The following is a 25,514-nucleotide window of genomic DNA, read 5'->3' as shown; positions in this document are numbered from 1 at the left end:
TGGGTGCGGCCGGCGACGGGCTGTTCACCCGCCGCCGGCCGCGGTCACGCTCAGATGCCGGGTCTCCCCGGCTCAGATCAGCGCAGGAGCTGGAGAACGCCCTGCGGGATCTGGTTAGCCTGGGCGAGCATCGCCGTGCCGGCCTGGGACAGGATCTGCGAACGGGTGAAGTTCACCATCTCGCTGGCCATGTCGGTGTCGCGGATGCGGGACTCCGATGCCGACAGGTTCTCGATCGAGACATTGATGTTCTTGATCGTGTGCTCGAGGCGGTTCTGGTATGCACCGAGCTCGGCACGGGCGGTCGAAATAGTGCCGATCTGCGTGTCGATGAGGTTGATAGCCGCCTGAGCGCCATCGGCGTCCGCGAAACTAAGCCCGCCAGCGATCGCAGTCGCGGTCCCAACCCCGGTGCCAGCCGCAGCAGCACTAGCAGCAGTGCCGCCGGTCACGGTGCCCCCGGTCTTGGACGTGACCACGAGCTGGTTGTCCTTATTCACGGAAGCGGCGAAGGTGTTGGCGAAGTCTGCGTCACTGTTCAGAGCGTCAGCAACATCCTGGACCGTCTTGTAAGTGCCTGCCGCGCCGAGGGTCACAGAGACGTCAGTGGTGCCGTTCGTGAAAGCCATCGCGCCAGTCACATCGGTCGGCGTGAGGACATCGAACTTCGCCCCGGAGTTGCCAAGGTTTGCCGCCATGGCCTTGACATTGACATTCGCCAGGTTGACGGTGATCTGGCTGTGGCCGTCACCGTCGGCACCGACCTGGAACTTCAGTTCGGTGACGTCGCCGTTGAGCAGCTTGGTGCCGTTGAAGTTCGTGGACTCCGCAATGCGGGTGAGCTCGCTCTGGAGGCTCGTGACCTCAGTGGCGATGTTGGCGCGCGCCTCGCCATTGTTCGAGTCGTTGGCGGCCTGGACAGCAAGGTCGCGCATACGCTGCAGGATCGAGTGCACCTCGGTGAGCGCACCCTCAGCGGTCTGGACGACAGAGATGCCGTCCTGGGCGTTGCGGGCGGCAACCTTGAGGCCACCGACCTGCGAGCGCAGGCCCTCGGAGATGGCCAGACCAGCAGCGTCGTCCGCGGCCCGGTTGATGCGGAAACCGCTGGACAGCTTCTCCAGCGACTTGCTCAGGTCGTTCTGGGTGTTGGACAGGTTGCGGTAGGCGTTAACCGCCGCAATGTTGTTGTTGATGGTGAGAGCCATCGTTCCTCTTCTTCCTGAAGTGGGTGCTGAAACTGCCCATCCGTGGGCGGTCAGCCAGTCAGATCGGCCGGACCAACTCAGGTATGAGGAATTCGAGAGGGAACTTACGTCAGACGACGTCCACTGTGGCACGGATCGGCCGCGGCTCCGCTACACCACGAGCAAGAGTCGAACTGGCTCGCTCCGCAACAGCGGCGTAGTACGCCTGGCGCCGGCGTTCTGCCACGCCAGGCGCGGCCGACGACATGGGCGCGAGGTCGGGCTCCAGTGAGGAGTTCATGGCATCCCGAAGCATGCCGAGCGCCTGGGTGCGCAGCTGGCTGATACGCGATTGAGTCACCCCCATCTCAGCAGCGAGCTCGACTACTGGCCGGTCCCGGAAGAAGAGTTCCTCGACTACGTGCCGCAGCCGCTCCGGCAGCTCTACGACGCCGGCGGCGAGATACCTCAGGCGCTCGTCCACGAGCGCCCGCTCCTCAGGCCCTAAACCAGAAGCGGTCAGCGACTCGGCCGCACCGGCCCCCTCCGCATCGATACTGAGCACGCGCCGTTCGGCGTCGCTTCGCGTGGCGTCCACGTCGGCCACGTCCACTCCGAGCGCCTCGGCCAGCTCCTCGCGGGATGGCGTCCGACCGAGGGCCGCGGTGAGTCGCTCGGAGGTCTCCGTCAGCTGCCGGGCCCGGTGCCGCGCCCCACGCGACGCCCAGTCCATCCCCCGAAGCTCGTCGACAATGGCGCCACGCACACGCATGGCTGCATACCTACTGAAAGGAACACCGAGTTCCGGATTGAATGCGCGGGCCGCCTGCACCAGCGCCAGCGATCCAGCAGCGGCGAGCTCATCGCGCTGCACGTGCGCCGGCACACGACGGATCATCTCTGAGACGAGGTAACCGACGAGCGGGAGGTTCTCGACTATGAGCGCATCCTGCTCTGAGCGACCGTACGTCACGGCGAATCTCCCTCGGGGGAACCCGGCGTACCGGCTAGGCCGGGACGATCGGACGGCTGTTAGTAGGACATCCCTGCGTCGCGTTCCTAAATGAACGGTGAACGCACCGAAGCCACGATTCTCGCCATCCCCCGAGGGCGTGAACTCCAGCAACCGGACGCTCTCACACCGCAATTGTTCCGGGCAAGCACCGTTTCGCCCGTGTGTCGTAGATCACATCGAGAATTGCTCAACGGCTGCTCAGTCCACCGGAAATCGCTCCATCGTCACGTGTCGAAGGATTGCTCGAAGCGATGTGCTCATACACCTTCTCCCCCGACCGATCAATGGGTTGACCAGGCACGAGCGACCAGGAGGTGGATGCGTGCCACTGAAGGCCCTGTCAGACATCCTCTGGCGCGAACGCGAACTCCTCGAGCAGCTTCTCTTCAAGCTTGAGGTCGAGCAGCTCTTCCTCATCACGGGTCGGACGACGCGGCTTCCGCTGGCCTCCCGTGAGGTCGAGGAGGTCCTCGAAACCATCCGGGCAGCCGAGCTCGGACGGACGGTCGAGGTGGACGAGGCGGCACTCGCGCTCGGCCTTCCGACCGGCGTGAGCCTGCTCGACCTCGCTCAGGCGGCCCCAGCACCGTGGGACGCCATTCTGCTGGAGCACCGCAAGAACTTCGTCCGCCTGACGGCGGAAATCAACGAGCTCGCGCAGAGCAATCGCGATCTCCTCGCCACCTCTCATCGCGCCACCCAGGAGACGCTGATGAACCTGCGGGAGAGCGTGCACACCTACGACCCCAGCGGCGCCGCCGCCGCGAGCACGTCCGGCGCCCAGCTGCTCGACGAGACCTTCTGAGGAAGCACACCCCGATGAGCACCTTTTCCGCCCTCAACGGCGCCCTGACGTCGCTGATCGCTCAGCGCCAGGCGTTGGAGATCGCCGGGCAGAACATCGCCAACGTCAATACGCCGGGATACACACGCCAGCGCGCCAACCTCCAGGCGATCGAGGGCACGGCCCCCGCATCGATGATCGGGGCAGGAAGCTCCGTGAACGGAGGCGTCCTCGTGACTTCGATCGACCGGCTGGGCGACGTCTTCCTCGAAGCCCGCGTTCGCCAGGAGACCTCGTCGGCTGCCTTCCTCGACGCCGTTGCCGACGCCTACGCACTCCTCGAGTCCACCATCGCGGAGCCCGGGGACAAGGGCCTGGCTGCCCAGCTCGACACGTTCTTCACCTCGTGGCAGGACGTCGCCAACCGGCCAGACGACGACGCCGCCCGCGCGGTGCTCCTCGAGAACGCCAACACGCTGGTCGCCCGCGTCGCCTCGGGCTACCGCGCCGTGGAGGCGCAGTGGCAGGCCGCTCGCTCACAGGCCGCAGCGCTGGCCACCGACGTCAACAGCGCCGCCGACGCCGTCGCGGACCTCAACGCCCGCATCAAGGCCATCACGGTCTCCGGTGCCAGCCCCAACGCCCTCATCGACCAGCGCAACCAGGTCCTCACCCAACTGAGCGGGCTCGTCGGCGCCGAAGCGCGCCTGCGTGAGGATGGCACGGTCGACGTGATGGTTGGCGGCAACGCACTCGTGCGCGGCGAGAAGGCCAACCACATCGTCGTTGAGGGCGCGAACACCCTTCGCGACCTCGCAGTCACACCGCCAGCGCGCGACAAGGGGCAGGTCCGGCTGCTCTGGGCCGATTCGAAGAATGACGTCGGAGCGACGGGCGGCCGCCTACCCGGGCTGCTCTCCGTCCTCGCCCCGGCCAACGCGAACGGCACGGGCGGGGCCATCGCCGAACTCGCCGGCCGCCTCAACTCCCTCGTGACGAACGACCAGAAGACGGGACTCGCGGACGTCGTCAATGCCCAGCACCTGGCCGGGGAATCACGACCGGGTGTAGGCGGGACTCCGTTCTTCGGGATGACCAATGGGGAGCCGGCCGCGCTCTCACTCAGGGTCCTGATCACCGATGTTGCCGACATCGCCGCGGGTCTCCCGGGCGCCGGCGCCAGGGACGGTTCCAACGCGGACAAGCTCTCGCAATTGGCCAACGACGTGGGGGCGCTCTGGTCGCATGCCGTCGTCGACCTCGGAGTCAACACCCGGACTGCAACCCAGCGCGCCATGAGCGCCGAGGCGACGCGTGCGGTAGCTGACGGGCTGCTCACGTCGCAGGCGGGGGTCGACCTTGACGAGGAAACCGTCAACCTCATGGCGTACCAGCGCGCTTACGAGGCCGCGGCGCGAGTCATCACAAGCGTCGACCAGATTCTCGATACCTTGATCAACCGCACCGGTGTGGTGGGGAGGTAACCGTGATCGGCCGAGTCACCCAGCAGGGCCTCAAGCAGGCGACGCTCGCGAACCTGCAGAGCAACCTTTCCCGGATGTCCCAACTGCAGGAGCAGTTGTCCTCCGGCAAGCGGATCATGAAGGCGTCCGACGACCCCGCCGGCATGGTCGATGCCATGCGGATCCGCGGCGACCAGCGCGCCAACGCCCAGTACGTCCGCAACGCGGGCGACGGCGTCGGCTGGCTCAGCACCGTAGACAAGGCACTCCAGGGCTCCACCGCGCTGCTAACGCGCGCCCGCAACCTCACCATCCAAGGGTCGAACGCCGGAGCGCTCGGTGCGGCGGCCCGTGAGGCGCTTGCCACCGAGATCGAGGCCACTGCCGAAGCGATCCGGGAGCAGGCCAACTCCACTTATTTGGGGCGTACGGTCTTCGCTGGCACGTCGAGTGCCGGCGAAGCGTTCAACGCCGGCGGGACCTTCGTCGGTGACCCGGTGTCTCCGGTGGCCCGGAGGATCTCCGACAACACCACGGTCCGTGTCGACTCCAATGGCAAGACGGTGTTCGGCGAGAACGCATGGCCTGCCGGCAAAGCACCTGGAGAGTTAACGCCGGTCGAGGCCGAGGGGGTATCTGTTTTCGCGCTCCTCAACCAGCTCGCCGCGGACCTCCGCGCGGGCAACAGTGTGAACGGGTACCTCGATCACATCGACATCCGCATGGACGCCATGCTCAAGGAGGTCGCCGCCGTCGGCACCCGGTACAACCAGGTGCTGCAGGCCCAGGAGACGCTCGCGGACGACAAGGTCCGGCTCAAAGGGCATCTCACCGACGTCGAGGACGTCGACCTCGCCGAGACTATCGTCGAGCTCAAGGCCCAGGAGATCGCCTACCAGTCCGCGCTGAGCGCCACCTCGCGCGCGCTGCAGCCCAGCCTGCTGGACTTCCTCCGATGAGCGCCACCGCCGAGATTGCCGCCGAGTCGGCCGCCGTCCTGACCTTCCTCGACCCGCCCCCGGGGCTGGGCCACCTGGACCGCTTCGCCCTGACCCCGCTCGACGAGGGCGGCCAGCTGTTCACACTGCGTAGCGTCGAGGCCCCCGAGACCCGGCTCTTCCTGCTCGACCCCGAGCCGTTCTTCCCGGACTACCACCCACGCCTGGCGCAGGAGACGCTCTCCCGGCTGGGCCTGAACGGCGAGGAGCAGCCCGCCACGGTGCTCGTCGTCGTCCACCCGGCCACCGAGGAGCACCCGCACACCGCGAACCTGCTCGCGCCGGTGGTCATCAACCCGGCCACCGCGACGGCGGTGCAGACGGTGCTGGAGGGCGACGACTGGCCGCTGCGCGCCCCACTCAGCGCCGCCTGAGGAGTAGGGCAGCAGGGTACGTAGAGCCCGTTCAGGCGGTAGGCGCCAGGCTCGGCGTTTGCCTGATTCCGAACCGCTGCTTCAGTGCCCGCTGCGCGGCGTGCCACCCGCTCATCCCGTGAACCCCAGGCCCCGGCGCCGTGGACTCCGAGCACAGGTACACGCCTGGCACCCCGCCGTCGTAGTAGTCCCACGCCAGGCGCGGACGGGAGAACATCCGCCACATGGTGATGGCCCCGGCGGCGATGTCCCCGCCGACGTAGCTGGCGTTGTGCTCGTGCATCCGCGCCGCCGGGATGCACCGCGAGGCGACGACGACGTCGCGGAAGCCGGGCGCGAACCGCTCGATCTGCCGCGTCATCGTCTCGGTGATGTCCACCTCGGAGTTCGCCGGCACGTGCGCGTACGTCCACAGCGGCCGCAGCCCGTCGACCAAGCGCGAGGGATCCGTCACCGCCGGGTCCGACAGCAGCCCCATCGGCAGCTCCGGGTGCCGGCCGGCGGCCACCGCGTTCTCCGCCGCTGCCATCTCCGCCCGGGTGCCACCCAGGTGCACGGTGCCCGCCTCGCCCACCCGCGGGTCCGCCCACGGCACCGGCCCGGACAGCGCGAAGTCCACCTTGGCGATGGCGTTGCCGAACGGGAAGCGCTCGAGCCCGGCGCGCACCGACGGGCGCATCCGGTCACCCCAGATCTCCACCAGGGACGCCGCGCTGACGTCGAACAGGTACGCCCGCGCCCGCGGCAGCTGCCGCCAGTGGCTCACGTGGGTGTCCGTCCGCAGTTCCCCACCGTGCGCGCGGATGTCCGCGACCAGGGCGTCGGTGATCGACTGAGAGCCCCCGACCGGGATGGGCCAGCCGGTCGAGTGCGCCAGCGCGCCGAGCATCAGCGCGGTCCCGGCGGCGGCCAGCGCGGGCAGCGGGGAGATGGAGTGCGCGGCCACGCCGGTGAGCAGCGCCGGCGCCTCCTCGCCGCGCCAGCGCAGGTTCCACGCCGCGGTGCCCTGCTCGAGCGAGCCCAGCCCGAGCCCCAGCGCCCCCGTTAATCCGCCGGGCCGCAGCACCTCACGCGGGATGGACCGGTGGTCACCGAGCACCGTGGAGGCGACGGCGTCCGAACCGGCCACCAACGGGCCCATGAGGGACCGCCAGGCGGCGCCGTCGTCCCCCAGCCCCTCCACGGTGCGCTCGAGATCCTTGTAGGCCAGCGCCGCCGGGCGCCCCTCGAGCGGCTGGGCGTAGGAGATGTCGGGGACGTTCAGCCCGACCCCGCGCGCGGGCAGGTCGAACTCGTGCAGGAACGGGCTGGCCAGAGCGAGCGGGTGGACCGCGGAGCAGATGTCGTGGACCATCCCCGGCACCAGGCCGAGCTCGAGGGTCCGCGCGCCGCCGCCGAGGGTGGGCTGCCCCTCGAGGACGAGCACGTCGAGGCCGGCGCGCGCGAGGGTGACCGCGGCCGCCAGGCCGTTCGGCCCGGCGCCCACGACGACGGCGTCGCGCACCTCCCGCGGGCCGGGCACGGGCTCAGCCCCGGTAGTCCGCGCGGATCACGATCGCGATGTCGGTGCTCTGCGTGGCGCTGGCGCTCTCCACGAGCGTGTTGATGCCGAGGATCCTGCCCACCTCCTGCGCCGTCGACCGAAGCTGTGCGTTGTTGTAGTACAGCGTGGTCGCCTGCGGCGCGCCAGAGCGGTAGTCCGCGGCGGTGCCGGAGGCGAAGCCCTCGCTGCTCAGCTTGGCGACGAGCTCGCCCGCGAGCCCGTTGATGCCGGCGCCGTTGAGGACGGCGATGCCGGCGTCGTAGTCGACGGTCCCGCTGGCGCTCTCCTCCTCGGTGGGAGTCTCTGAGGGCTCCGGCGTCGGCTCGGCGGCCGGCTCGCTCGGGGCCCCGGACGGCGCCTCGCTGGGGGCGGCGGACTCCGACGGCTCGGCGGCCGGCGCCGTCGTCGACTGGCTGCCCGACGGCTGCTGCGCGCCGCCGCTGCCCCCGCCCAGCAGCGTGATGGCGCCCCAGGCGAGCAGCGGGGCGAGGATGACGACGGCGAGCACGGGCAGCAGCGCGCGCCACACCGACCGCGGGGAGCGGTGCACGCCCTGCGGGCTGCGGTTGCGACCGGCGCGGTCGAACTCGTCCTCGGGGTAATCCTCGTGGCGCTGCGTACTCACGCTGTGCAGGTTATCCGCTCACCCCTGCCCCGGCCGATTTCGACCCGGTGGGTGCGGCGCCGTGTCGTGGCGGCTGGCGGCGCGAGCGTGGCTCAGATGCCGGTGAGGCGGCGCGAGGACCGCTCGCGCTGGCGCGCCGAACGCATGCGGCGCAGCCGCTTGACGAGCATGGGGTCGGCCGCGAGGGCGGCCTCGGAGTCGAGGAGTTGGTTGAGCACCTGGTAGTAGCGGGTGGCGCTCATGTCGAACAGCTCACGGATCGCGGTCTCCTTGGCGCCGGCGTACTTCCACCACTGGCGCTCGAAGGCGAGGATCTGCGCCTCGGTCTCTCTCAGCCCGGCCGGGACGGCGGACTCCGCAGGCGTGGCGGCCTCGTCGGCGTGCGCGGTCATCCGTCCTCCTTCCGGGTGCGCCACCGTTGTGCGACGGCGACCTCACGAGTCTAGGCGTGGAACGACAATCGTGTCATTCATCCGGGGCGCCCCTCGCTCGTCGTATGCGTCACGACGGCGAGCGGTCGCCGTCGTCGGAAGTGCCCGCGTTACCCTGCCCGGGTGAGCGCAGCACCCACCACCGCCCCGCGGCCCCTCGCCGAGATCATGGACCCCGGCTGGGCGGCCGCCCTGGCGCCGGTGGAGGACCAGATCCACGCGATGGGCGCGTTCCTGCGCGAGGAGATCGCCGTCGGCAACGGCTACCTGCCGGCCGGGACGGACGTGCTGCGCGCGTTCACCTACCCGCTCGAGCAGGTGCGGGTGCTCATCGTCGGCCAGGACCCCTACCCCACGCCCGGGCACCCGATGGGGCTGTCGTTCTCGGTCCAGCCCGACGTCCGCCCGATCCCCCGCTCGCTGCAGAACATCTACCGCGAGCTGCGCGACGACCTCGGCCTGCCCACCCCCGACCACGGCGATCTGACCGCCTGGTCGCGCCACGGCGTCATGCTTCTCAACCGCGTGCTCACCGTCCGGCCCGGCACGCCCGCCTCGCACCGCGGCAAGGGCTGGGAGGCGATCACCGAGCACGCCATCCGCGCCCTGGTGGCCCGCGAGGCGCCGCTCGTGGCGATCCTCTGGGGTCGCGACGCCGCCACCCTGCGGCCCATGCTCGGGACGACGCCGATCATCACCTCCGCGCATCCCAGCCCGCTGTCGGCCTCGCGCGGGTTCTTCGGCTCCCGGCCGTTCTCCCGGGCCAACGCCCTGCTGGCCGAGCAGGGCGCCGACCCGGTGGACTGGTCGCTGAGCTAGCCGCAGGAGGCGCGAGCTGGCCCGGTGGGCCTTCTCAGCATGCGGCGTAGGAGCCGAACTCGAGTTCCTCGAGCAGGGACGGCTCGACCGGGCGCCAGCCCAGCTCGGCACGCGCCCGGACGCCGGTCGCGTGCTGGTCGAGCTGGAACGGGCCCGCCAAGGGCCCGAACGCGGCCGCGGTGTCCGCCGCCGAGCTCCGAACGACCCGCCCGCTGCCGCCTGCGCCACGGTCGGCCGCCTCGCCGATCTGCCGCACGGTGGGGTTGGCGCCACTGACGCCCAGGTAGTAGCTGCCCGCCGCGGCCGTGGTCAGAGCGCGCGCGTAGAGCCGGCCGAGGTCGGCGGTGTGCACGGTCGTCCACCGCTGCTCGCCGCTCCCCGGCAGGCACAGCGCGCCGTCGGGCGTGCGCGGGCCCGAGCGGATCACCCGCGGCATGCCGGCGCCGCGGCCGTAGACGATGCCGGGCGCGATGATCACGCTGCGCACGCCGGCGTCGGCCGCGGCGCGCACCCGGGCGTCGAGCGGCAACCGCCACGCGGCCACCGCGCCAGGGTCGGCCGGGGTGTCCTCCTCCAGGGCACCACCGGCGTAGGTCCACACCCCGCTGGTGTGCACGTACGGCTTGCCGGTGCCGGCCAGCGCGCCGAGGACGGCGTCCAGGACGCCGGCGTCGGTGGCCGCGCTCGAGGCGGTGTGGACGACACCGTCGGCGGCGCGGGCCGCCGCGGCCAGCAGCTCGCGATCGGCCGCGTCGCCGCGGAGGGGGTCGGCGCCGACCGCCGCGAGGGCCTCGGCCGCGGCGTCGCTGCGGGCAAGTGCGGTCACCCGGTGCCCGTCGGCGAGCAACGCGGCCAGCACCCCCGACCCGATGAGGCCGGTGCCGCCGGTGAGAAAGACCTGCATGGTGGGCGTCCTTTCGAGGGGCGGCGCCCGCAGTCCGGGCGCCGGGTCAGGGGGGCGTGCTCATCTGCGCTGACCGAAACCTGCATACCGGGGCGGGGTATTCCCTATCCGGGCCCGTGATGGCCACGAGCGAGGCTGCCCGGGCACCGAGAACGTGGGGGCGGCCCCACCCCGCGCCCTGACAACCATGCGCCAGAGAGGCGTTCTTGACCGTTTCCAAGGACCTCTTTGCCGCCGCGACATGCCGAAACATCCGTCCCGTGCATCTGTCGCCGGTCACGGCCCGACCGGTGCATGATCGAGGCAGTGGACCGCGTCCCGGCGCCACAGCGACGCCCGACCCAGGAGGCTGGCATGGAGCCCACCCGCTCGACCGCACGACCCGCGCTCGTCGAGGAGGCGCTCATCCACCGCGGTCTCGTCCAGCCCGAGGGCGTCAACGCCACCGAGGATTCCCGCGTGCGCGACGTGCTCGGCGGCGGGCGGGCGGCCGGCGCCCCGCGCACCGACGCCGACGTCAAGCGCTACGGGCCCGACGCCGAGCTGGTCGGCGCCGGCCCGGACGACGAGGAGGACCTGGTCTACGGCGACTCCGGGCAGGACGACGGCTACATCGACTGACCCGCCGCGCGGGCCTCGCGCCCGTGCGCGAGGTGGTACAGCCCCGCGGCGAGGGCCACGACGACGGCCACGGCCAGGTACATGTCCCGGTACCCGGCGGCACCGACGACGACGCCGAGGACGATCGGCCCGAGCCCGGTGCCGACGTCGAGCATGAAGTAGAAGGTCGAGACCGCCACGCCGATGCGGGCCGGCGGAACCTGCGCGACGGCGATCGCTTGCCCGGCGGAGACGAACGTGCCGAAGCCCAGCCCGACGAGCGCGGCGGCGAGGACGAGGCCGGCGTCGGTGGTGACGCGGGCGAGCAGCAGCAGCCCCAGCGCGAAGGACGCGATGGCCGGGTAGACGACGACGTTGTCGCCGCGCCGGTCCTGCACCCGCCCGACGAGCAGGCGGGAGACGAACAGCACCGCGGCGTAGGCCAGGAAGAACGCCCCCGTCCCCTTCGCCAGGCCGAGCTCGGTGCCGTAGGAGTTCACGAACGTCACCACGCCGGAGTAGCCGACGCCGAGCACGAGCATCACGCCGGCGACGGGCAGCACCCGGGCGTCGAGGAGGTCGGCCGGGCGGAAGCGGCGCAGCCGCGCGCGGTGGTCGGGGGCGAGGCGGATCTCCGGGGCCCGCAGCACCAGCGCGAGCACCATGGCGACGCCGGAGGCGATCGCCGCGGCCGCGAAGAGGGCGGAGTAGCCCGGCCCGCGCACGAGCAGCAGCGCGAGGAACGGCCCGGCGGCGGTGGAGAGGGTGGTGCTCAGGGCGAAGTACCCGGTGCCCTCGGCCCGTCGCGCCGGCGGGATGAGGCTCTGGGCGATGCTGATCGCCGCCGTGCTGCCCACCCCGAAGGCGACGCCGTGGACGCACCGCACGAGCAGCAGCAGGGGCAGCGCCGCAGCGGGCAGGTAGCTCACGGAGGCGAGGACGTACACGACCATCGCCACCACGAGGACGCGCTTGCGGCCGACGAGGTCGACGAGGTTGCCGGCGAACAGGCGCCCGGCGGTGGAGCCGACGATGAACATGCCCGCCGCCAGGCCGGCGAGGGAGTCGCTGGCGCCGAAGCGCTCGACGGCGTAGAGCGCCATCGAGGTCATGAGCAGCATGTAGACGAGGCCGACGCAGAAGTTGACGACCGCGGCGAGGACGAAGTCCGGGGTCCACAACGGCTCGGCGGGCCTCGTCCGGGTCACGGCATTCCTCCTGCTCTGGGGCGCACCGGCAGACGTTACGCGGGCCCACCCACGCCGCGGCTCCGAGGCCCAGCCGGCACGGCACGCCGGCGCGGCCCAAGGCCCATCCCGGGCGGCGCAGCCGCCCTGGGCGTCGGCACCCCTCGGGCACCCGCTGAGGTGCGCTTGCTCACACGCGCCCCCTCCGCCCGGTCGGCATCAACTCAGCAGGGTTCCAACTAATGAGACGCGATACGTCCGTATCGCGCCGCCGACAGTTCGCGAACTGTTCCGCGCCAGGCCGAGGCCACCAGGTGCCCCCGGGGGCACGCCGCCGCCGGACGGAACGGTTCGCGCATCGAAACATCGGTGCCCGACATCGAGCGGGATATACCTACAGCCAAATTCTGAGCTCCCCATCGTCGGCAGAAAGGCCGATAGCACCTCACCACCCGAAGCGAGCACGAGGACTTCCATGTCGATCGCACCGTTCCCCTCCCCACCACGACAGGGACTGAGCCAGGGCAAGGGGCGCCGTCCGGCCCGTCGGCGGGTTCCCCGCGTCACGAGGTCGACGCCCCTCCCGGCCGCCATGCAGGTGCGCGACGTCCTGAGCAGCACGCTCGAGCGCGACGTGACGGTCGAGCCCACCGAGGAGGCCGTCACCCCGACGACCCCGGCCGTCACAGGCCTCTACGTCGACGACGACTTCCGTGCCGTCGCCATGGTGAGCATCGAGGCGAGCCTGGCCGCGCAGATCGCGGGTGCCTTGGCCCTCCTCGCCCCGGGCCGGGCTGCCGCCGCGTTCGATCGCGCGGGCGCCCTACCGGCGGACCTGCTCGAGAACATCCGCGAGGTCCTCAACATCATGGCGCGGGCGCTTAACGTCGAGGGCGCGCCGCACGTGCGGCTCTACACCGTCTATGACTCGTCCGGCTCCTTCCCGCCTCGTGACGTGACCGAGTGGCTGCAGAGCTACCGTCCGCGGCTCGATCTCATGGTCGGCGTCAAGGGCTACGGCGACGGCGCCATGACCGTGATCGTCGGGGCCTGACCGGTGTCGCAACTGCTGGACGCACGGGCCAGCCGTGCCCATCTCCCGCTCCCGTCGCGCGAGCTGGCGCGCCTCCTTTCGGCGCCACCCCGCCGCTCCCCCGCCGACCTCGGCCGAGCCATCCTCGAGGAGCTGGACAGCCCCGGCGCGGACACCGAGATCGGAATCGGCTTCGGCGACGGCCTCGCCGGGATCCTCTGGGCGCTGACGGAGGCCGGCCTGACGGTGCCGGCCGAGCACACCCGATCGCTGGCCCGGAGGGTGTCGGCGATGACTCCGCGCACGGCCGGCCTGCGCACCGGTCTGAGCGGCATCGCGCTCGCCCTCGACCGCCTTGGAGAGCATGCGCACGCCGCCTCGCTCTGGCGCGAGCTGGACGACCTCCCGCTCGATGACCTCGGGATCACCATGGCCGACGGGCTTCCCGGGCTCGGGCTCGCGCTGCTCGAGCGAGCTCCCGTCGCCGACACCGGCACCCTGCTCGACCGGGTCCAGGACATCGCCGGCGCGCTGGTCGCCCGCCTCGCCGCCGGCGAGGCGCCGCGCGCCTGGGGCCTCCTCCACGGCGGCGCCGGAGCCGCGCTGTTCCTCCTGCACGTCTATGACCTCACCGGCGACACCGCTTTGCTGGCCCCCATGGAGGCCGCCCTCCGGCACGACGTCGACCTGATCCAACGGAGCTGGTCACCGGATCGGGAACCGTCCAGTGACTGGCCGATGCTCGGCCCCCTCCTCACCGGCAGTGTCGGCGTCGCCATGGTGGTGCACGAGGCGAGCACCTACATCGATCCGGCCTGGCTCAGCGACGCCCGCGACCGGGCGGGCGCCGCCCTCGCCGCCCTTGGCCACGAGCACCCGGCGTCCGCCGCCGCCCGGCTGGCGCTGCGTGACATGCACCCAGAGGCCGAGGACGGAGGCGCGGAGCCGACGCCGGGCGACACCACGGACCTGTGGTCCCCGTGGGCGATGTCGCCGCGGCTGGGACTGGTCTCAGGCGCTGCGGGCGAGCTGATCGCGCGCGCCTACCTCACCGAGCCGTGGCGACGGATCCTGTTCTTCTGGTGACGCCGGCGCCTCCGCATCCTTTCCCAACAGCGCCGGACGCGCGGCGAAGTTTACCGGCCGGAGTCGGACCACCCGGCGCAGCAGCCGCATGGCGTTGGCGATCACCACGAGCACCGACGCCTCGTGCATGAGCATCCCGATCGCCATGGTCACCCCGCCCAGCAGCACCCCGGCGAGCAGCACCGCGACGGTGAGCAGGGCGACGACGATGTTCTGCCGCATGGTGCGCACCGTGCGCCGCGCCAGGCGCACCGCCTCGGGCAGCCGGTGCAGCCGGTCGCCCATGAGGGCGACGTCCGCGGTCTCGACGGCCACCGCGGTGCCGGCCGCCCCCATCGCCACCCCGACGTCGGCCGCGGCCAGCGCGGGGGCGTCGTTGACGCCGTCGCCGACCATCGCCACCACGTGCCCCTGGCGCTGCAGCTCGCGCACCGCCTCGAGCTTGTCCTCCGGCAGCAGGCCCGCCCGCACGTCGTCCACCCCCACCTCGGCGGCGACCGCCCCGGCGACGGCGGGCTGGTCGCCGGTCAGCATGACCACGCGGCGCACGCCGGCGGCGTGCAGGTCGGCCACCATGGCGGCGGCGTCCGGGCGGACGGCGTCGGCGACCGCGAGCACGCCCGCCACCCAGCCGTCGACCGCGACGACCATCGGGGTGCGCCCGGCGGCGGCGAGGCGGTCCACGGTGGCGGCGGCGCCGTCGTCGGGCACGCCCTCGGCCTCGAGCAGGGCCGGAGTGCCGACGAGGACCCGGCGGCCCTCGACCACGGCCACGATCCCGCGGCCGGGGACGGGGTCGGTGTGCTCGGGCAGCCCGGCGACCATCAGGCCCTCGGCGCGGGCGCCGTCGACGACGGCCGCCGCCAGGGGGTGCTCCGAGCCGGCCTCGGCACGGGCGGCGGGACTCAGCACGTCGGCCCTGGTCAGGGCCGGATCGAGGACGACGACGTCGGTCAGCCGGGGCCGGCCGGTGGTGAGGGTGCCGGTCTTGTCGAGGGCGACGGCGCTGACGCGCGCGGCGGTCTCGAGGTGCTCCCCGCCCTTGATGAGGATGCCGTCGCGGGCGCCGCGGCCGATGCCGGCGACGACGGCGACCGGGATGGAGATGACCAGCGCGCCGGGGCAGCCGATCACGAGCAGGGTCAGCGCGAGCACGACGTCGCCGCTGACCAGCCCGGCCACGACGGCGAGCGCGACGATCGCCGGGGTGTACCAGGCGGAGAAGCGCTCGAGAAAGGCCTGGGTGCGGGCCCGGGCGTCCTGGGCCTCCTCCACGCGGTGGATGATCCGGGCGAGGGTGGTGTCCGCGCCGACCCCGGTGGCCCGGACCTGCAGGAAGCCGCCGCGCGAGACGGTGCCGGCGAAGACCCTGTCGCCTGCGCCCTTCTCGGCGGGGATGGACTCGCCGGTGATGGAGGCCTCGTCGATCGCGCCGGTGCCGCCCACCACCTCCCCGTCCACCGGCACCTTCGCGCCGTTCTTGACCAGCACGGTCTGCCCCGGCGCGACGGCGCCGGCGGGCACCTCGACCTGCTCGCCGTCGCGCAGCACGACGGCGACGTCCGGGGCGACCGCGACCAGCTCGGCCAGCGCCGAGCGGGTCTTGCTCAGGGTCGCCCGCTCCAGGGCGTGGCCGATGGCGAAGAGGAAGGTCACCGCGGCGGCCTCCCACAGCTCGCCGATGACGACCGCGCCGATCGCCGCGACCGAGACGAGCAGGTCGATGCCGACCACCCGCGCGCGCAGCGCCCGCAGCGCCGCGAGGACGATCGGGCCGCCGGCGACCACGGCGGCGGCGAGCATGAGAACCTCGCCGGCGGCGGCCGCGCCGAGGCCGCGCGACGCGGCGAACGAGGCCGCGATGAGCAGCCCCGAGGCGAGCGGCACCGCCCAGCGGCGGAGCCGAGATGTGGCGTGCATGTCCGTTCCCTTCGACGTCTCCTCCCCTAAGGGGCTGAGGCCGACGCTAGGAACTGGGACGGACGGCGACCATGACGGGCATCAATCGACCGCAATGTGGGGGGCGAGCCGGCCGACCGCCCTCAGGCTCAGCCCATCGAGGCGATCTGGATGAGGTTGCCGCAGGTGTCGTCGAAGACCGCGGTGGTCACCGGGCCCATGTCGGTCGGCGGCTGGGTGAAACGCACGCCCAGGCCGCTGAGCCGCTCGTACTCGGCGGCCACGTCCTCGACGGCGAAGGAGGTGAACGGGATCCCGTCGGCCACCAGCGCCTGCTTGAACGGGCCGACGGCCGGGTGGTCCGAGGGCTCGAGGACGAGCTCGACGCCGTCGGGCGCCTGCGGCGAGACGACGGTCAGCCACTTGTGCTCTCCGAGCGGGACGTCGTTCTTCTTCACGAAGCCCAGCACGTCGGTGTAGAAGGCCAGCGCCTTGTCCTGGTCGTTCACGAAGACGCTCGCGAGGGTGATCTTCATGGCCTCTCCTTGGTCCAACGGTCGGTCAGACCCACGAGCGGACGCGGGTCGAGGTGGTGAAAGGTGTAGCGCCCCTCCCGGCGCGCGGTGACCAGTGCGGCGTCCTCGAGCACCCGCAGGTGCTGGGAGACGGCCTGGCGGGAGGACCCCAGGCCGTGCTTCATGGCCAGGCGCGCGCAGAGCTCGAAGAGCGTCTGCCCGTCCCGGTCGGTCAGCTCGTCGAGGATCGCCCGGCGGGTCGGGTCCGCGAGCGCCTTGAAGACGTCGGCCACGACGAGCACGATAGGCAAGCAACCACTTGCCAGTCAACGGCGTCGCCCGGCGACGCCCGGGTAAAGCCGAAAACCTCCTTACAGGCTGGACGCCGGAATTTCGGTCGGAAGCCGTTCGCTACTATTCCGGCGGCACGACACGCCGCCGCACACTTCCCCCGATGTTTCACAGAGGACCCCCTGATGTCGCAGACGCCTCCGCCCTTCGGCGCGCCCGACCAGTCGCCGTACGCCCCGCAGCCCGAACAGTCCCCCTACGCCCAGCAGCCCGGCCAGGCCCCGTACGCGCCGCCGGCCGACGCGTCGCCCTACGCGCCCGGTCAGGGCGGCCAGCCCGGCTACGGCGAGCCGCAGGCGCCGCACGGCACCGGCCAGCCCTACGCCGGCGGCCCGCAGCAGCCCGGCCGCCCCGGCAGCGGCCTCGCCATCGCGGCGTTCGTGATCGGCATCGTCGCGTTCCTGATGGCGTGGATCCCCGTCATCAACATCGTCTCCATCATCGGTGGGATCGTCGCCGTCATCCTCGGTGCCATCGCCCTGTCCAAGGCGCGCAAGGGCCAGGCCGGCGGCAAGGGCCTCGCGATCGCGGGCCTGGCGCTCTCGGGCGTCGCCATCATCGGCGCCATCCTAATGAACGTCGTCTTCGGCGCCGCCATCTCCTCGGCGGTGGACGACGCCGTCCAGGAGTCGATCCGGGACACCGAGAACCAGCTCGAGGACCTGGGCACCGACGTGTCGGCCGAGGAGGAGACGGCGGCGGCCGAGGAGCAGGCCGCGGCGGCCGAGGCGCTGCCGCTGGGCCAGAGCGCCGAGGTGGGCGACTACACCGTCACCGTCAAGGGCGTGAACCTCAACGCCAACGAGGTCATGGCGGACGAGAACCTCTACAACGATGAGCCGACCAACCAGTACGTGCTCGTCGACGTCAGCGTGGCCTACAACGGCGACGACGAGGGCGATGCGTGGCTCGACCTCAACCACGTCTTCCAGGGCTCGGACTCGCGCCAGTACGACTGGGTCGACTGCGAGGCCATCGAGCCGAACTCGGTCATGGACGCGCCGACTCTCACCGCCGGCGGCACCGCCGACTACCAGGTGTGCATGGACGTCCCGCCGGCCGCCATCGAGGGCGGCACGGTGTTCGTCGAGGACGCCTTCCCCTTCGACGGCACCCGCGCCTACTGGGCCGCCAAGTAGCCACGCGCAGTGCGCAGAGGGGTGCCGGCCGTGGGCCGGCACCCCTCTTGGTTTTGTCCCCGGGCGCGGCGCCGCGCTTCGGAGGGCGACCAAGGGCCCTTGCATCGAGGAGGGCCACCGGGCGAACGCGGCAATTGCCTCTCGCACGGCTGGGACGACGCCAAAGACGTCGCCATTTCGGATTTCCGTCGGACTCCGTTCGCTAACGTTTTCTCCGTCACCCCCGCTCTGTCTCCCCCGAATTCCCAGAGGACTTCCTCATGTCTCAGCCCCCTCCGCCGTTCGGCGCGCCCGAGCAGTCGCCGTACGCCCCACAGCCCGAGCAACCGCCGTACGCCCCACAGCCCGAGCAGTCGCCGTACGCCCCGCAGCCCGACCGGGCCCCCTACGCCCAGCAGCCCGACCAGGCCCTCTACGCCCAGCAGCCCGGCTACGGCCCGGCCCAGGCGCCGTACACCCCAGGCCAGCCCTACGCCGGCGGCCCCCAGCAGCCCGGCCGCCCCAGCAGCGGGCTCGCCATCGCGGCGTTCGTGATCGGCATCGTCGCCTTCCTGATGGCGTGGATCCCGGTCATCAACGTCGTCGCGATCATCGGCGGGATCGTCGCCGTCGTCCTCGGGGCCATCGCCCTGTCCAAGGCGAGCAAGGGCCAGGCCGGCGGCAAGGGCCTGGCGATCGCCGGCCTCGTCCTCTCGGGTCTCGCCATCGTCGGCGCCATCCTCATGAACGTCGTCTTCGGCGCCGCCCTGTCGGCGGTGGACGACGCCGTCCAGGAGTCGATCCAGGACAGCGAGGACCAGGCCAACGACCTCGGCAGTGAGGTCTCCGCCGAGGAGCAGGCCGCCGCGGAGGAGGCGCTTCTCCCGCTCGGTCAGAGCGCCGAGGTCGGCGACTACACGGTGACGGTCACGGGCGTGAACCTCAACGCCAACGACATCATCACGGCCGAGAACATGTTCAACGAGGAGCCCACCAACCAGTACGTCCTCGTCGACCTCAGCGTCGTCTACAACGGCGACGAGGAGGGCGACCCGTGGATCGACCTGACGCATTCCTTCCAGGGCACCGACGCCCGCCAGTACGACAGCTCCTCGTGCAACGCCGTCGAGCCGAACTCCATCATGGATGTCCCCACCCTCACGCAGGGCGGGTCCGCGGATTACCAGGTCTGCATGGACGTGCCCGCTGCGGCCATGGAGGGCGCGAGCGTCTTCGTCGAGGAGATCTTCTCCTTCACCGACGACTCCCGGGCCTACTGGAGCGTCCAGTAGGCCACTGGCTGAAGGGGGGGTGCCGACCGTGTCGGCACCCCCCTTCGTCGTTCGACGGCGCACCTCACCGTCGCACCTGGCGTTCCAGCCCCAGCTCCTCACTGAAGAGATCCCGCCCGGGCGCTCCTCGTCCTGCTCAGCGCGCCGTCGGCGTGGCGGTGTAGCCGTCCCGGCTCAGAACGCCGTCGGCGTGGCGGCGTAGCCGGCCCTGGCGACCGCGGCGACGAGGTCGTCGACGCTCACGCTGGGGTCGTGGTCGATCTCGACGCGCGCCGAGGCGAAGCGCACGGTCACACCCCGCACGCCCGGCACGCGGCCGACCTGCTTCTCGATCTTGCTCACGCAGGAGGGGCAGGAGAAGCCCTCGGCGCGCAGCACGGTGTGGACGGTGGCGGGAGCGGTGGCGCTCATGGTCTCGACCTTTCGTTCTCCACCCGGCCTTTCCAGGTGCTGCTCCGCACGCTAGGAGCGGCCCGCCGCGGCAACCATGACGGCCGTCAATCGACCGCATCATAGGGTCGGGGACGAGGGAGGTCGCCATGAACGCGGAGCCGAGGACGACGGCGCGGCGCCGCGCCCCGCTGCGCGCCACCTGCGCCCAGCCGCACGCCTGCCCCCGCCCGGTGCGCATGCGGGTGCTCAGCCAGGTCGGCTACTTCGCCGGGCTGACCGAGGCGGAGCTGGCCGACATCGACCGGCGCATGGTCGCCCTCTCCTGGGCCGAGGACGACCCGCTCTACCGGGCCGGCGAGCCCGCCGACCACCTCTACGTCCTCGCCGCCGGCCGGGTGAAGATCACCCAGCCCACCGCCACCGGTGCCGAGCTCATCACCGACCTGCTCGCCCCCGGTGACCTCTTCGGCGCGCTGAGCACGCTCGGCGAACCGACCTACCCCGAGTCCGCGGTCGCCCTGACCACCACGTGCGCGCTGCGGATCGACCCCGGGGCGTTCCGGGCGGTGCTCACCGCGCACCCGCAGGTCGCGCTGCGGGTGCTCGACGACGTCGCAGCCCGGCTGGCCCGGGCCCGCTCGGACGCCGGCCGCGTGGCGAGCGGCTCGGTGGCGCAGCGCCTGGCCGCCACCCTGCTGCGCCTGGCGACCAAGCTGGGCCAGGAACGCGCCGGGGACGGCACCACGCTGCTGCAGCTGCCCCTGACCCGGGCGGACCTCGCCGCGATGACGGCATCCACGCCGGAGTCGGTCTCGCGGCTGATGAGCCGGTGGCGCGCGGAGGGGGTCATCGACTCCGGCCGGCGCTGGACCGCCATCCGCGACCGCGAGCGCCTCGAGGAGATCGCCGCCGGGTAGCCTGCCAGGGTGCCGGAGGAACGAGGGAGGCGTGCGGCCTTCGCGGGGCGCCCGGCACCGGACTACCGCACGGGCACGGGAACGCGGGCCCTGCGCCTCGCCGCCTGGGCCGTCTTCGTCGCCGGGGTGCTGCTGATCGCGGCGCGCTATCCGGCGCTGCCGGCCACGATCCCGACCCACTTCGACGCCACCGGGACGCCCGACGGCTTCGGGCCGCGCACGAGCATCCTGTGGCTCCCCCTCCTGTGGTTCGTGCTCCAGGCCGGCCTCCTGGCGCTGTCGAGGTACCCGCGGATCTTCAACTACCCGGTGCCGGTCACCGCGGACAACGCCCAGCGCCTGTACCGCGAGGGCGAGCAGCTCATGGTCGTCCTGGCCGCGGAGGTGGCGGTGATGTTCCTCGGCATCGTGCTCATGATGCTCGACGGCGCGTCCACCGGTCGCCTGGCCCTCGGCGCCGGCCCCGTGCTCGCCGGCGCGGGGCTGGTCGGCGTGCTGGCGGCCTGCGTCGTCGGCATCGTCCGCATGCTGCGGTGACGCGCCTCGTCCGGGAGGCGGCTAGCCCGGCCCGGCGGCCGGGAGGAAGCACGCCCGCGTGCCGTCGTCCGAGATGTCGACGTGCTGGAGGAGCTCCCCGACCGCTTCCTCCAGGGTGGGACCCGTCGCGTCGTAGTCGGCCGGCAGGACACCTTGACGCTGGAGACACTCGGCGATCACGACGGCGAGCCCCCGGTTCTCCGGGTCGACCTTCATGTTCCAGGCCAGCTCCTCCAGCCGGCCCCGGGTGCTGTCGTAGCACTCGTCGACCACGGGGAAGCCAGCCTTGTCCTCTGCCCACACCGGGTCGACCCCCGCGTCCCGCAGGCACGCCCTCCAGCGCCGCCGGGCGTCCGCGATCTCCTCGTCGGTGATGCGGCGGTCCGCGAGCACGTCGAGCTGAAATGCGGAGGCACCGTGCCGCGCCGCGGCCAGCTCCTCGGCGTAGGGGTTGGTCTCCGGCGCGAGGAGCATCACCCCGCCGACGACGACGGCGACCAGGCCGGCGCCCAGCCATTCCTTCGCGCGCCGTCGCATGCGCTGACGCTACTGGTTACAGACGACGGTGACCGGCAAATCCGGAGCGCGGCGACGCGTCGGATCGAGACGGGCTCGCCGCCATGCCAGCGCCGGGACGGCTCCCGCCCAGCCCCCGAGGTCCGCCCTCCGGATGATGACGCTGCCGTCGGTATCCGACCCTGCGGTGACGCGCCGACCCCGGCCGACCGGCCATATTCGCCACCATGCCCCGCATCAGCGCCGATCAGTCCACCCGCCGCGCCTTCGCACGCCGCGCCGTCCTCGCCCTGGCCGTGCTCGCCGTCGCGGGTGTGGGCCTCCGGCTGACGCTGGACGGCGGTGCCGAGTCAGCATGGGCCACGCTCGCCGGCCCCGCCCTGCGGGCACCGGCCGCGGCCACCGCGCTCGACGCCGACCTCGAGCGCCGCTTCGAGGCGGCCCAGCTGGACGCGGCGGCCGGCGGCGTCGAGCTGCGGATCACCTCCGGCTGGCGCAGCGCCCGTGAGCAGCAGCGCCTGGTGGACGAGGCCATGACCCGCTACGGCTCCGCCGAGGCCGCCCACCGCTGGGTCCTGCCGCCCGAACGGTCGGCGCACGTGGCCGGCCTGGCGATCGATGTCGGCCCCGCGGCCGGGGCGCAGTGGCTGGAGCAGCACGGCAGCGCGTACGGGCTGTGCCGGGTCTACGTCAACGAGCCCTGGCACTTCGAGCCTCTGGTCGCGCCCGGGACGCCGTGCCCGGAGCTGCAGCCCGACGCCGGTGCGGCGCTGGGCTGAGCCCCGCACCGGCGCGGCGGCGCGGGCCGGGCAGCCAGCCACCGCAGCGCCGGCCGGCAACAAGGAAGGCCCGGCGCCTCATGCGCCGGGCCCTCCCGATGGAGCCGCCTGTCGGATTCGAACCGACGACCGTCCGCTTACAAGGCGGGTGCTCTACCAGCTGAGCTAAGGCGGCGAGACCGGGGTCGAGTCTGCCACGAACGCCGCGCCGACCCCGCACGCGGCTCGTGCCGCGGACGGCCAGGCGCCGTCGGTGCGGACCCCGCCCCGACCCGGCGGCCCGGCGACCTGCGGACGCAGGGCCGGGCCGCCGTCGGACGTCAGCGCCTCACTGGGCCGCCTTGACGGCGTCCGCGAGGGCGCCCGGCTGGGACCAGTTCTGGAAGTCCTTGCCGTTGATAAGCACGGTGGGCGTGCCGGAGAAGCCGTCCTTGCGGAACTGCTCGGTGGTGGCACCCACCCAGTCGGTGAAGGTGCCGTCGCCGACGGTGTTGGCCACGTCCTGCGGGACGCCGGCCTTGACGGCGGTGTCGATGATGGCCTGCTCGTCCGGCTCGGTCGAGGCCACGCCCTCGGTGGCGCCGGAGCTGGTGTACATGTCGTACAGGGCGGTGTGGAAGGCGTTGAACGCCTCCGGCGCCTTGTCGGCGACCGTGGCCGCCGCGGCGGCCGCCCGGCCGGAGAAGCCGGAGAAGTTGCCCGTGCGGTCGAGGATGGCGACCGGGTGGTAGACCACCGTGGCGTCGCCGGCCTTGACCAGCTCGTTGATCGAGTCGGCGTTGATCTTCTCGAACTGGGCGCAGTACGGGCAGGTGTAGTCGAGGTAGACGTCGATCGTGGGGGCGCCCTCGTTCGCCGTGCCGGCCGTGAGGGACGAGCCGAGCGAGATGCCGCCGTCCTTGACCTGGGTGTTGGCGGGGACCTCCTTGACGGCGGAGATGGCGGGCTTGCTGCCCTGGCGCACGATCGCGAACACGGCGACCGCGACGACGACGATGAGGACGATGACGCCGGTGATGAGGAGGTTGCGGTTGCGCCGCTCGCGCCGGGCCTGCGCCTCGCGCAGCTGGCGGGCCTGCTCGCGGGCGGCCTCGCGCTTCTCGGCCTTGGATATGTTGCTGGACATGGGGCTGCTTCCTGTCGGTCGGGTGGGCGGGTGCCGGCGACGCCGGAATCGGCGCCCGCGCGGGCCGACGGCCTCAGCTGCGGGCGCAGGCCACCTGCGGCGGACCGCGCCGGTGCGGGCGCCGCCAGGCCTCCCGCGGCAGCGGCGCGAAGGCCGCGCCGAGGACGACGGCGAGGCGCGGGCGCACCGGCAGGCGCACCGGGCCGGGCCGCAACCGGCGGATCAGCCGGCGGGCGGCCGCGACGACGACGGACCGCGCCGCCCCCAGCACCCCCGCGGCGCCGGTGAGCAGCGCCAGGTGGGCCAGCACGGCGGGGACGGCCACCGCGACGACGACGGTGAGCACCTGCCCGGTGGTCGCGCCGACGGCGAGCGAGCCGTACGGGCACGCCTCGTCCGGGCCGAGGAGGGCCAGGGTCAGCCCGGCCTGGGTCCAGCCGCCGGGAACGGGCACGCAGTGCACCGTCGCCGCGCCGGAGACGAGAGCCAGGAGCAGCGGCGCGCACACGGCCAGGGCGAGGACGAGCCCCACCTGCCACCGACCGCGCATGCTCACGGTCCCAGGGTAGAGGGAGGGGTGCGGACCATGGTCCCGTCGGCGTGGGCGGCGAGCCGCCGCCGGCGCCCGCGGCAACCGCGGCCAACCGCCGCGGCGCCCGCGGCACCCGGGCCAACGGCGGCGGCGTCGTCAGAGACCGAACGGCGGCCCGGGCAGCGGCGCCCAGCTGGGCGGGGCGGGCGCCAGCACCACCGTCTGGGCCACGAACAGCGCCGCCACCACGAGCACCAGCACCACGAGCAGGGTGCGGAACCCGCGGGTCGGGGTGAGCACGTCGACCAGGGCGCGCGCCCCCTGCCGGGCCGTCCAGCTGCCGGGCGTGAACCAGGCGGCGAGCAGCGCGGCGGCCGCGGCGATCCACAGCACCAGCGGCGGGCCGAGGCGGGGGTCGCCGAGCGAGGTCAGCACCCACCACGTGGCGCCGCCGACGACGGCGCCCACGACCGCGCCGGGCAGCACGCTGAGCACCCCGCGCAGCAGGTGCCAAGGCAGGCCGACGAGCATGCGGGCGTCGTCACCGGGGCGCGGCCCCCGGCGCAGCCGCGCCGCCCGCCGCGAGCGCCCCGCCCAGCCGGTGGTGGCGGTGAGCAGGAGCAGCGCCGCCGCGGTGGCCAGGAAGGCGCCCGGGAACGCGGTGGCGAGGGCAGTGACCCCGAGGCCGACCGTCGCGACGACGAGCGTGCGCCGGCGCGGCGGCCGCGCCCACGCGGGCGGGGCCTCCCCGGGCTGGCCGGGGTAGGGATAGCCGGCCGGGGCGCCGGGCGGCGGGTGGCCCTGGGCGGGATAGCCCTGCCCGGGGTAGCCCTCGACGCCCTGGCCGGGCCCCGGGTACCCCTGAACGGCCTGGCCCGGCCCCGGGTGGCCCTGGGTGCCCGGGTAGCCGCCGTGCCCGTAGCCCTGCTCGGCGGGATAGCCTGCCGCGCCGGGGTGTCCCACGGGCGGGTAGACGGCCGTGCGGTCCTCGGCGTGCTGGGCCGGCGGGTACGACGTCAGCGTGCCCTCCGGCCGCCGGGGCGGGTAGGACGCCGGCATGACCGGCGGGTCGGCGGGCAGCGCCTGGGTGGCGGGCTGGACCGGCATCGCCCGGGTGGGCGGGTCGGCGGGCAGGGCGCGGGTCTCCGGCGTCGGCATGGCGCGGGTGGGCCGCCCCGCCGGGACGGCGCGGGTCGCCGGGTCGTCGCCGCCGGGCCGGGCCGCCGCCCCGACACCTTGGCCGGCCGTGGTGCCGGGAACCGGGTCCGGCGCGGTGGTGGCGTCCGCGGCGGCGGGCAGCGCGCGGGTGGCGTCACCGGTCCCGGTCGTCGGCGCGTGGCCGTCTGGCGAGGGCAGCGCCGCCGTCGCGTCGGTCGCCGGCATCGCGGCGGTCGCGCCGGCCGCTGCGGCGCCGGCGGGCAACCCGGTGGCGGCGGCGCGCGTGCCGTCGGTGAAGGGCGCCGTGGCCGGGCCGCCGTCGAGCGCCCGGG

The 25,514-nt window shown here is 72.9% G+C and carries 27 protein-coding genes, 1 tRNA gene and 1 pseudogene; 13 read left to right on the top strand and 16 right to left on the bottom strand.

Features of this window, described 5'->3' with window-relative positions; genetic code table 11:
- Positions 1-77: 77 nt before the first annotated feature.
- Together GD970_RS18355 and GD970_RS18350 are read right to left on the bottom strand one after the other, a co-directional pair.
- Positions 78-1,208, bottom strand: a complete 1,131-nt coding sequence (locus GD970_RS18355) for a flagellin N-terminal helical domain-containing protein (protein WP_152204351.1) — start codon at positions 1,206-1,208, stop codon at positions 78-80.
- 109 nt (positions 1,209-1,317) lie between these two features.
- Positions 1,318-2,160 carry a sigma-70 family RNA polymerase sigma factor gene (locus GD970_RS18350; protein WP_152204350.1) on the bottom strand — a complete coding sequence of 281 codons (843 nt, stop codon included), beginning with the start codon at positions 2,158-2,160 and terminating at the stop codon, positions 1,318-1,320.
- Between the two features lie 364 nt (positions 2,161-2,524).
- On the opposite strand from GD970_RS18350, the gene GD970_RS18345 reads away from it, so the two are divergent.
- Genes GD970_RS18345 through GD970_RS18330 form a run of 4 tightly spaced genes read left to right on the top strand, consistent with a single transcriptional unit; the run spans position 2,525 to position 5,821 of the window.
- Positions 2,525-3,007, top strand: coding sequence for a flagellar protein FlgN (locus GD970_RS18345; RefSeq protein WP_152204349.1), 483 nt, complete (start codon positions 2,525-2,527; stop codon positions 3,005-3,007).
- Between the two features lie 14 nt (positions 3,008-3,021).
- A complete protein-coding gene (gene flgK / locus GD970_RS18340) occupies positions 3,022-4,470 on the top strand; it encodes a flagellar hook-associated protein FlgK (protein WP_152204348.1) in 1,449 nt (482 codons plus the stop codon).
- A 2-nt stretch (positions 4,471-4,472) separates the two neighbouring features.
- Positions 4,473-5,408: a flagellar hook-associated protein FlgL gene (flgL, locus tag GD970_RS18335; protein ID WP_152204347.1), complete on the top strand. Its 936-nt coding sequence runs from the start codon at positions 4,473-4,475 to the stop codon at positions 5,406-5,408.
- Entirely contained in the window at positions 5,405-5,821 is a 417-nt protein-coding gene (locus tag GD970_RS18330) for a flagellar assembly protein FliW (RefSeq protein WP_152204346.1), read from the top strand. The genes flgL and GD970_RS18330 overlap by 4 nt, the downstream gene beginning before the upstream one ends.
- Before the next feature lie 31 nt (positions 5,822-5,852).
- Here the strand turns inward: GD970_RS18330 and GD970_RS18325 are convergent, their stop codons facing one another.
- The 3 genes from GD970_RS18325 to GD970_RS18315 form a co-directional block, all read right to left on the bottom strand.
- A complete protein-coding gene (locus GD970_RS18325; protein ID WP_226925449.1) occupies positions 5,853-7,343 on the bottom strand; it encodes a phytoene desaturase family protein in 1,491 nt (496 codons plus the stop codon).
- 4 nt (positions 7,344-7,347) lie between these two features.
- Positions 7,348-7,989: a LytR C-terminal domain-containing protein gene (locus tag GD970_RS22525; protein WP_152204345.1), complete on the bottom strand. Its 642-nt coding sequence runs from the start codon at positions 7,987-7,989 to the stop codon at positions 7,348-7,350.
- A gap of 92 nt (positions 7,990-8,081) precedes the next feature.
- Positions 8,082-8,381 carry a DUF3263 domain-containing protein gene (locus tag GD970_RS18315; protein WP_152204344.1) on the bottom strand — a complete coding sequence of 100 codons (300 nt, stop codon included), beginning with the start codon at positions 8,379-8,381 and terminating at the stop codon, positions 8,082-8,084.
- 162 nt (positions 8,382-8,543) lie between these two features.
- Between GD970_RS18315 and GD970_RS18310 the strand changes: the two genes are divergently transcribed.
- Complete coding sequence (locus GD970_RS18310) at positions 8,544-9,239, top strand: uracil-DNA glycosylase (protein ID WP_226925448.1); 696 nt, start codon at positions 8,544-8,546, stop codon at positions 9,237-9,239.
- A gap of 34 nt (positions 9,240-9,273) precedes the next feature.
- Here the strand turns inward: GD970_RS18310 and GD970_RS18305 are convergent, their stop codons facing one another.
- The gene (locus GD970_RS18305) at positions 9,274-10,143 is read right to left on the bottom strand and encodes an NAD-dependent epimerase/dehydratase family protein (RefSeq protein ID WP_152204343.1); all 870 of its coding nucleotides are present in this window, start codon (positions 10,141-10,143) and stop codon (positions 9,274-9,276) included.
- Between the two features lie 354 nt (positions 10,144-10,497).
- Here GD970_RS18305 and GD970_RS18300 point away from each other — a divergent pair, with 354 nt between their 5' ends.
- Positions 10,498-10,764: a hypothetical protein gene (locus GD970_RS18300; RefSeq protein ID WP_152204342.1), complete on the top strand. Its 267-nt coding sequence runs from the start codon at positions 10,498-10,500 to the stop codon at positions 10,762-10,764.
- Here GD970_RS18300 and GD970_RS18295 read toward each other — a convergent pair.
- Positions 10,752-11,951, bottom strand: a complete 1,200-nt coding sequence (locus tag GD970_RS18295; RefSeq protein WP_226925447.1) for an MFS transporter — start codon at positions 11,949-11,951, stop codon at positions 10,752-10,754. The two genes, GD970_RS18300 and GD970_RS18295, sit on opposite strands and share 13 nt — an antisense overlap.
- 454 nt (positions 11,952-12,405) lie before the next feature.
- Here GD970_RS18295 and GD970_RS18290 point away from each other — a divergent pair, with 454 nt between their 5' ends.
- Together GD970_RS18290 and GD970_RS18285 are read left to right on the top strand one after the other, a co-directional pair.
- Positions 12,406-12,984: a hypothetical protein gene (locus GD970_RS18290; RefSeq protein ID WP_152204341.1), complete on the top strand. Its 579-nt coding sequence runs from the start codon at positions 12,406-12,408 to the stop codon at positions 12,982-12,984.
- A 3-nt stretch (positions 12,985-12,987) separates the two neighbouring features.
- On the top strand, positions 12,988-14,049 hold the full coding sequence (locus tag GD970_RS18285; protein WP_152204340.1) for a lanthionine synthetase LanC family protein: 1,062 nt from the start codon (positions 12,988-12,990) through the stop codon (positions 14,047-14,049).
- Here GD970_RS18285 and GD970_RS18280 read toward each other — a convergent pair.
- The 3 genes from GD970_RS18280 to GD970_RS18270 form a co-directional block, all read right to left on the bottom strand.
- Positions 13,975-15,969 (bottom strand): heavy metal translocating P-type ATPase, encoded by a 1,995-nt coding sequence (locus GD970_RS18280; RefSeq protein ID WP_152204339.1) that lies wholly within the window; start codon positions 15,967-15,969, stop codon positions 13,975-13,977. The two genes, GD970_RS18285 and GD970_RS18280, sit on opposite strands and share 75 nt — an antisense overlap.
- Before the next feature lie 128 nt (positions 15,970-16,097).
- On the bottom strand, positions 16,098-16,484 hold the full coding sequence (locus tag GD970_RS18275) for a VOC family protein (protein WP_152204338.1): 387 nt from the start codon (positions 16,482-16,484) through the stop codon (positions 16,098-16,100).
- Positions 16,481-16,756 carry an ArsR/SmtB family transcription factor gene (locus GD970_RS18270; RefSeq protein ID WP_211489814.1) on the bottom strand — a complete coding sequence of 92 codons (276 nt, stop codon included), beginning with the start codon at positions 16,754-16,756 and terminating at the stop codon, positions 16,481-16,483. Before GD970_RS18270 ends, GD970_RS18275 begins: the two co-directional genes overlap by 4 nt.
- 183 nt (positions 16,757-16,939) lie before the next feature.
- Here GD970_RS18270 and GD970_RS18265 point away from each other — a divergent pair, with 183 nt between their 5' ends.
- Positions 16,940-17,953, top strand: a complete 1,014-nt coding sequence (locus GD970_RS18265) for a DUF4190 domain-containing protein (protein WP_152204337.1) — start codon at positions 16,940-16,942, stop codon at positions 17,951-17,953.
- A 260-nt stretch (positions 17,954-18,213) separates the two neighbouring features.
- Positions 18,214-19,224, top strand: coding sequence for a DUF4190 domain-containing protein (locus GD970_RS18260; RefSeq protein ID WP_152204336.1), 1,011 nt, complete (start codon positions 18,214-18,216; stop codon positions 19,222-19,224).
- A 174-nt stretch (positions 19,225-19,398) separates the two neighbouring features.
- On the opposite strand, the gene GD970_RS18255 is transcribed toward GD970_RS18260, so the two are convergent.
- Entirely contained in the window at positions 19,399-19,635 is a 237-nt protein-coding gene (locus tag GD970_RS18255) for a cation transporter (protein WP_152204335.1), read from the bottom strand.
- A 128-nt stretch (positions 19,636-19,763) separates the two neighbouring features.
- Here GD970_RS18255 and GD970_RS18250 point away from each other — a divergent pair, with 128 nt between their 5' ends.
- Both GD970_RS18250 and GD970_RS18245 read left to right on the top strand, forming a co-directional pair.
- Entirely contained in the window at positions 19,764-20,534 is a 771-nt protein-coding gene (locus tag GD970_RS18250) for a Crp/Fnr family transcriptional regulator (RefSeq protein WP_152204334.1), read from the top strand.
- Positions 20,535-20,543: 9 nt separating this feature from the next.
- A complete protein-coding gene (locus tag GD970_RS18245; protein ID WP_152204333.1) occupies positions 20,544-21,071 on the top strand; it encodes a DUF1648 domain-containing protein in 528 nt (175 codons plus the stop codon).
- 21 nt (positions 21,072-21,092) lie between these two features.
- Here GD970_RS18245 and GD970_RS18240 read toward each other — a convergent pair whose 3' ends face one another.
- The gene (locus GD970_RS18240) at positions 21,093-21,608 is read right to left on the bottom strand and encodes a hypothetical protein (RefSeq protein ID WP_152204332.1); all 516 of its coding nucleotides are present in this window, start codon (positions 21,606-21,608) and stop codon (positions 21,093-21,095) included.
- Positions 21,609-21,814: 206 nt separating this feature from the next.
- On the opposite strand from GD970_RS18240, the gene GD970_RS18235 reads away from it, so the two are divergent.
- Positions 21,815-22,366, top strand: coding sequence for a M15 family metallopeptidase (locus tag GD970_RS18235; RefSeq protein WP_152204331.1), 552 nt, complete (start codon positions 21,815-21,817; stop codon positions 22,364-22,366).
- A gap of 99 nt (positions 22,367-22,465) precedes the next feature.
- Here GD970_RS18235 and GD970_RS18230 read toward each other — a convergent pair.
- The 4 genes and pseudogenes from GD970_RS18230 to GD970_RS21805 form a co-directional block, all read right to left on the bottom strand.
- Positions 22,466-22,541: transfer RNA gene (locus GD970_RS18230), tRNA-Thr, on the bottom strand.
- Between the two features lie 153 nt (positions 22,542-22,694).
- Positions 22,695-23,492, bottom strand: a complete 798-nt coding sequence (locus tag GD970_RS18225; protein ID WP_152204330.1) for a DsbA family protein — start codon at positions 23,490-23,492, stop codon at positions 22,695-22,697.
- 73 nt (positions 23,493-23,565) lie between these two features.
- Entirely contained in the window at positions 23,566-24,048 is a 483-nt protein-coding gene (locus GD970_RS18220) for a hypothetical protein (RefSeq protein WP_152204329.1), read from the bottom strand.
- Between the two features lie 132 nt (positions 24,049-24,180).
- Positions 24,181-25,514: pseudogene (locus GD970_RS21805) on the bottom strand (hypothetical protein); the annotation flags it as partial.

Origin of the sequence: Georgenia thermotolerans (assembly GCF_009193185.1) — a bacterium.
Taxonomy (GTDB): domain Bacteria; phylum Actinomycetota; class Actinomycetes; order Actinomycetales; family Actinomycetaceae; genus Georgenia; species Georgenia thermotolerans.
The sequence above is the reverse complement of the archived record's forward strand: the minus strand, read 5'-3'. Positions and strand labels throughout refer to the sequence as shown.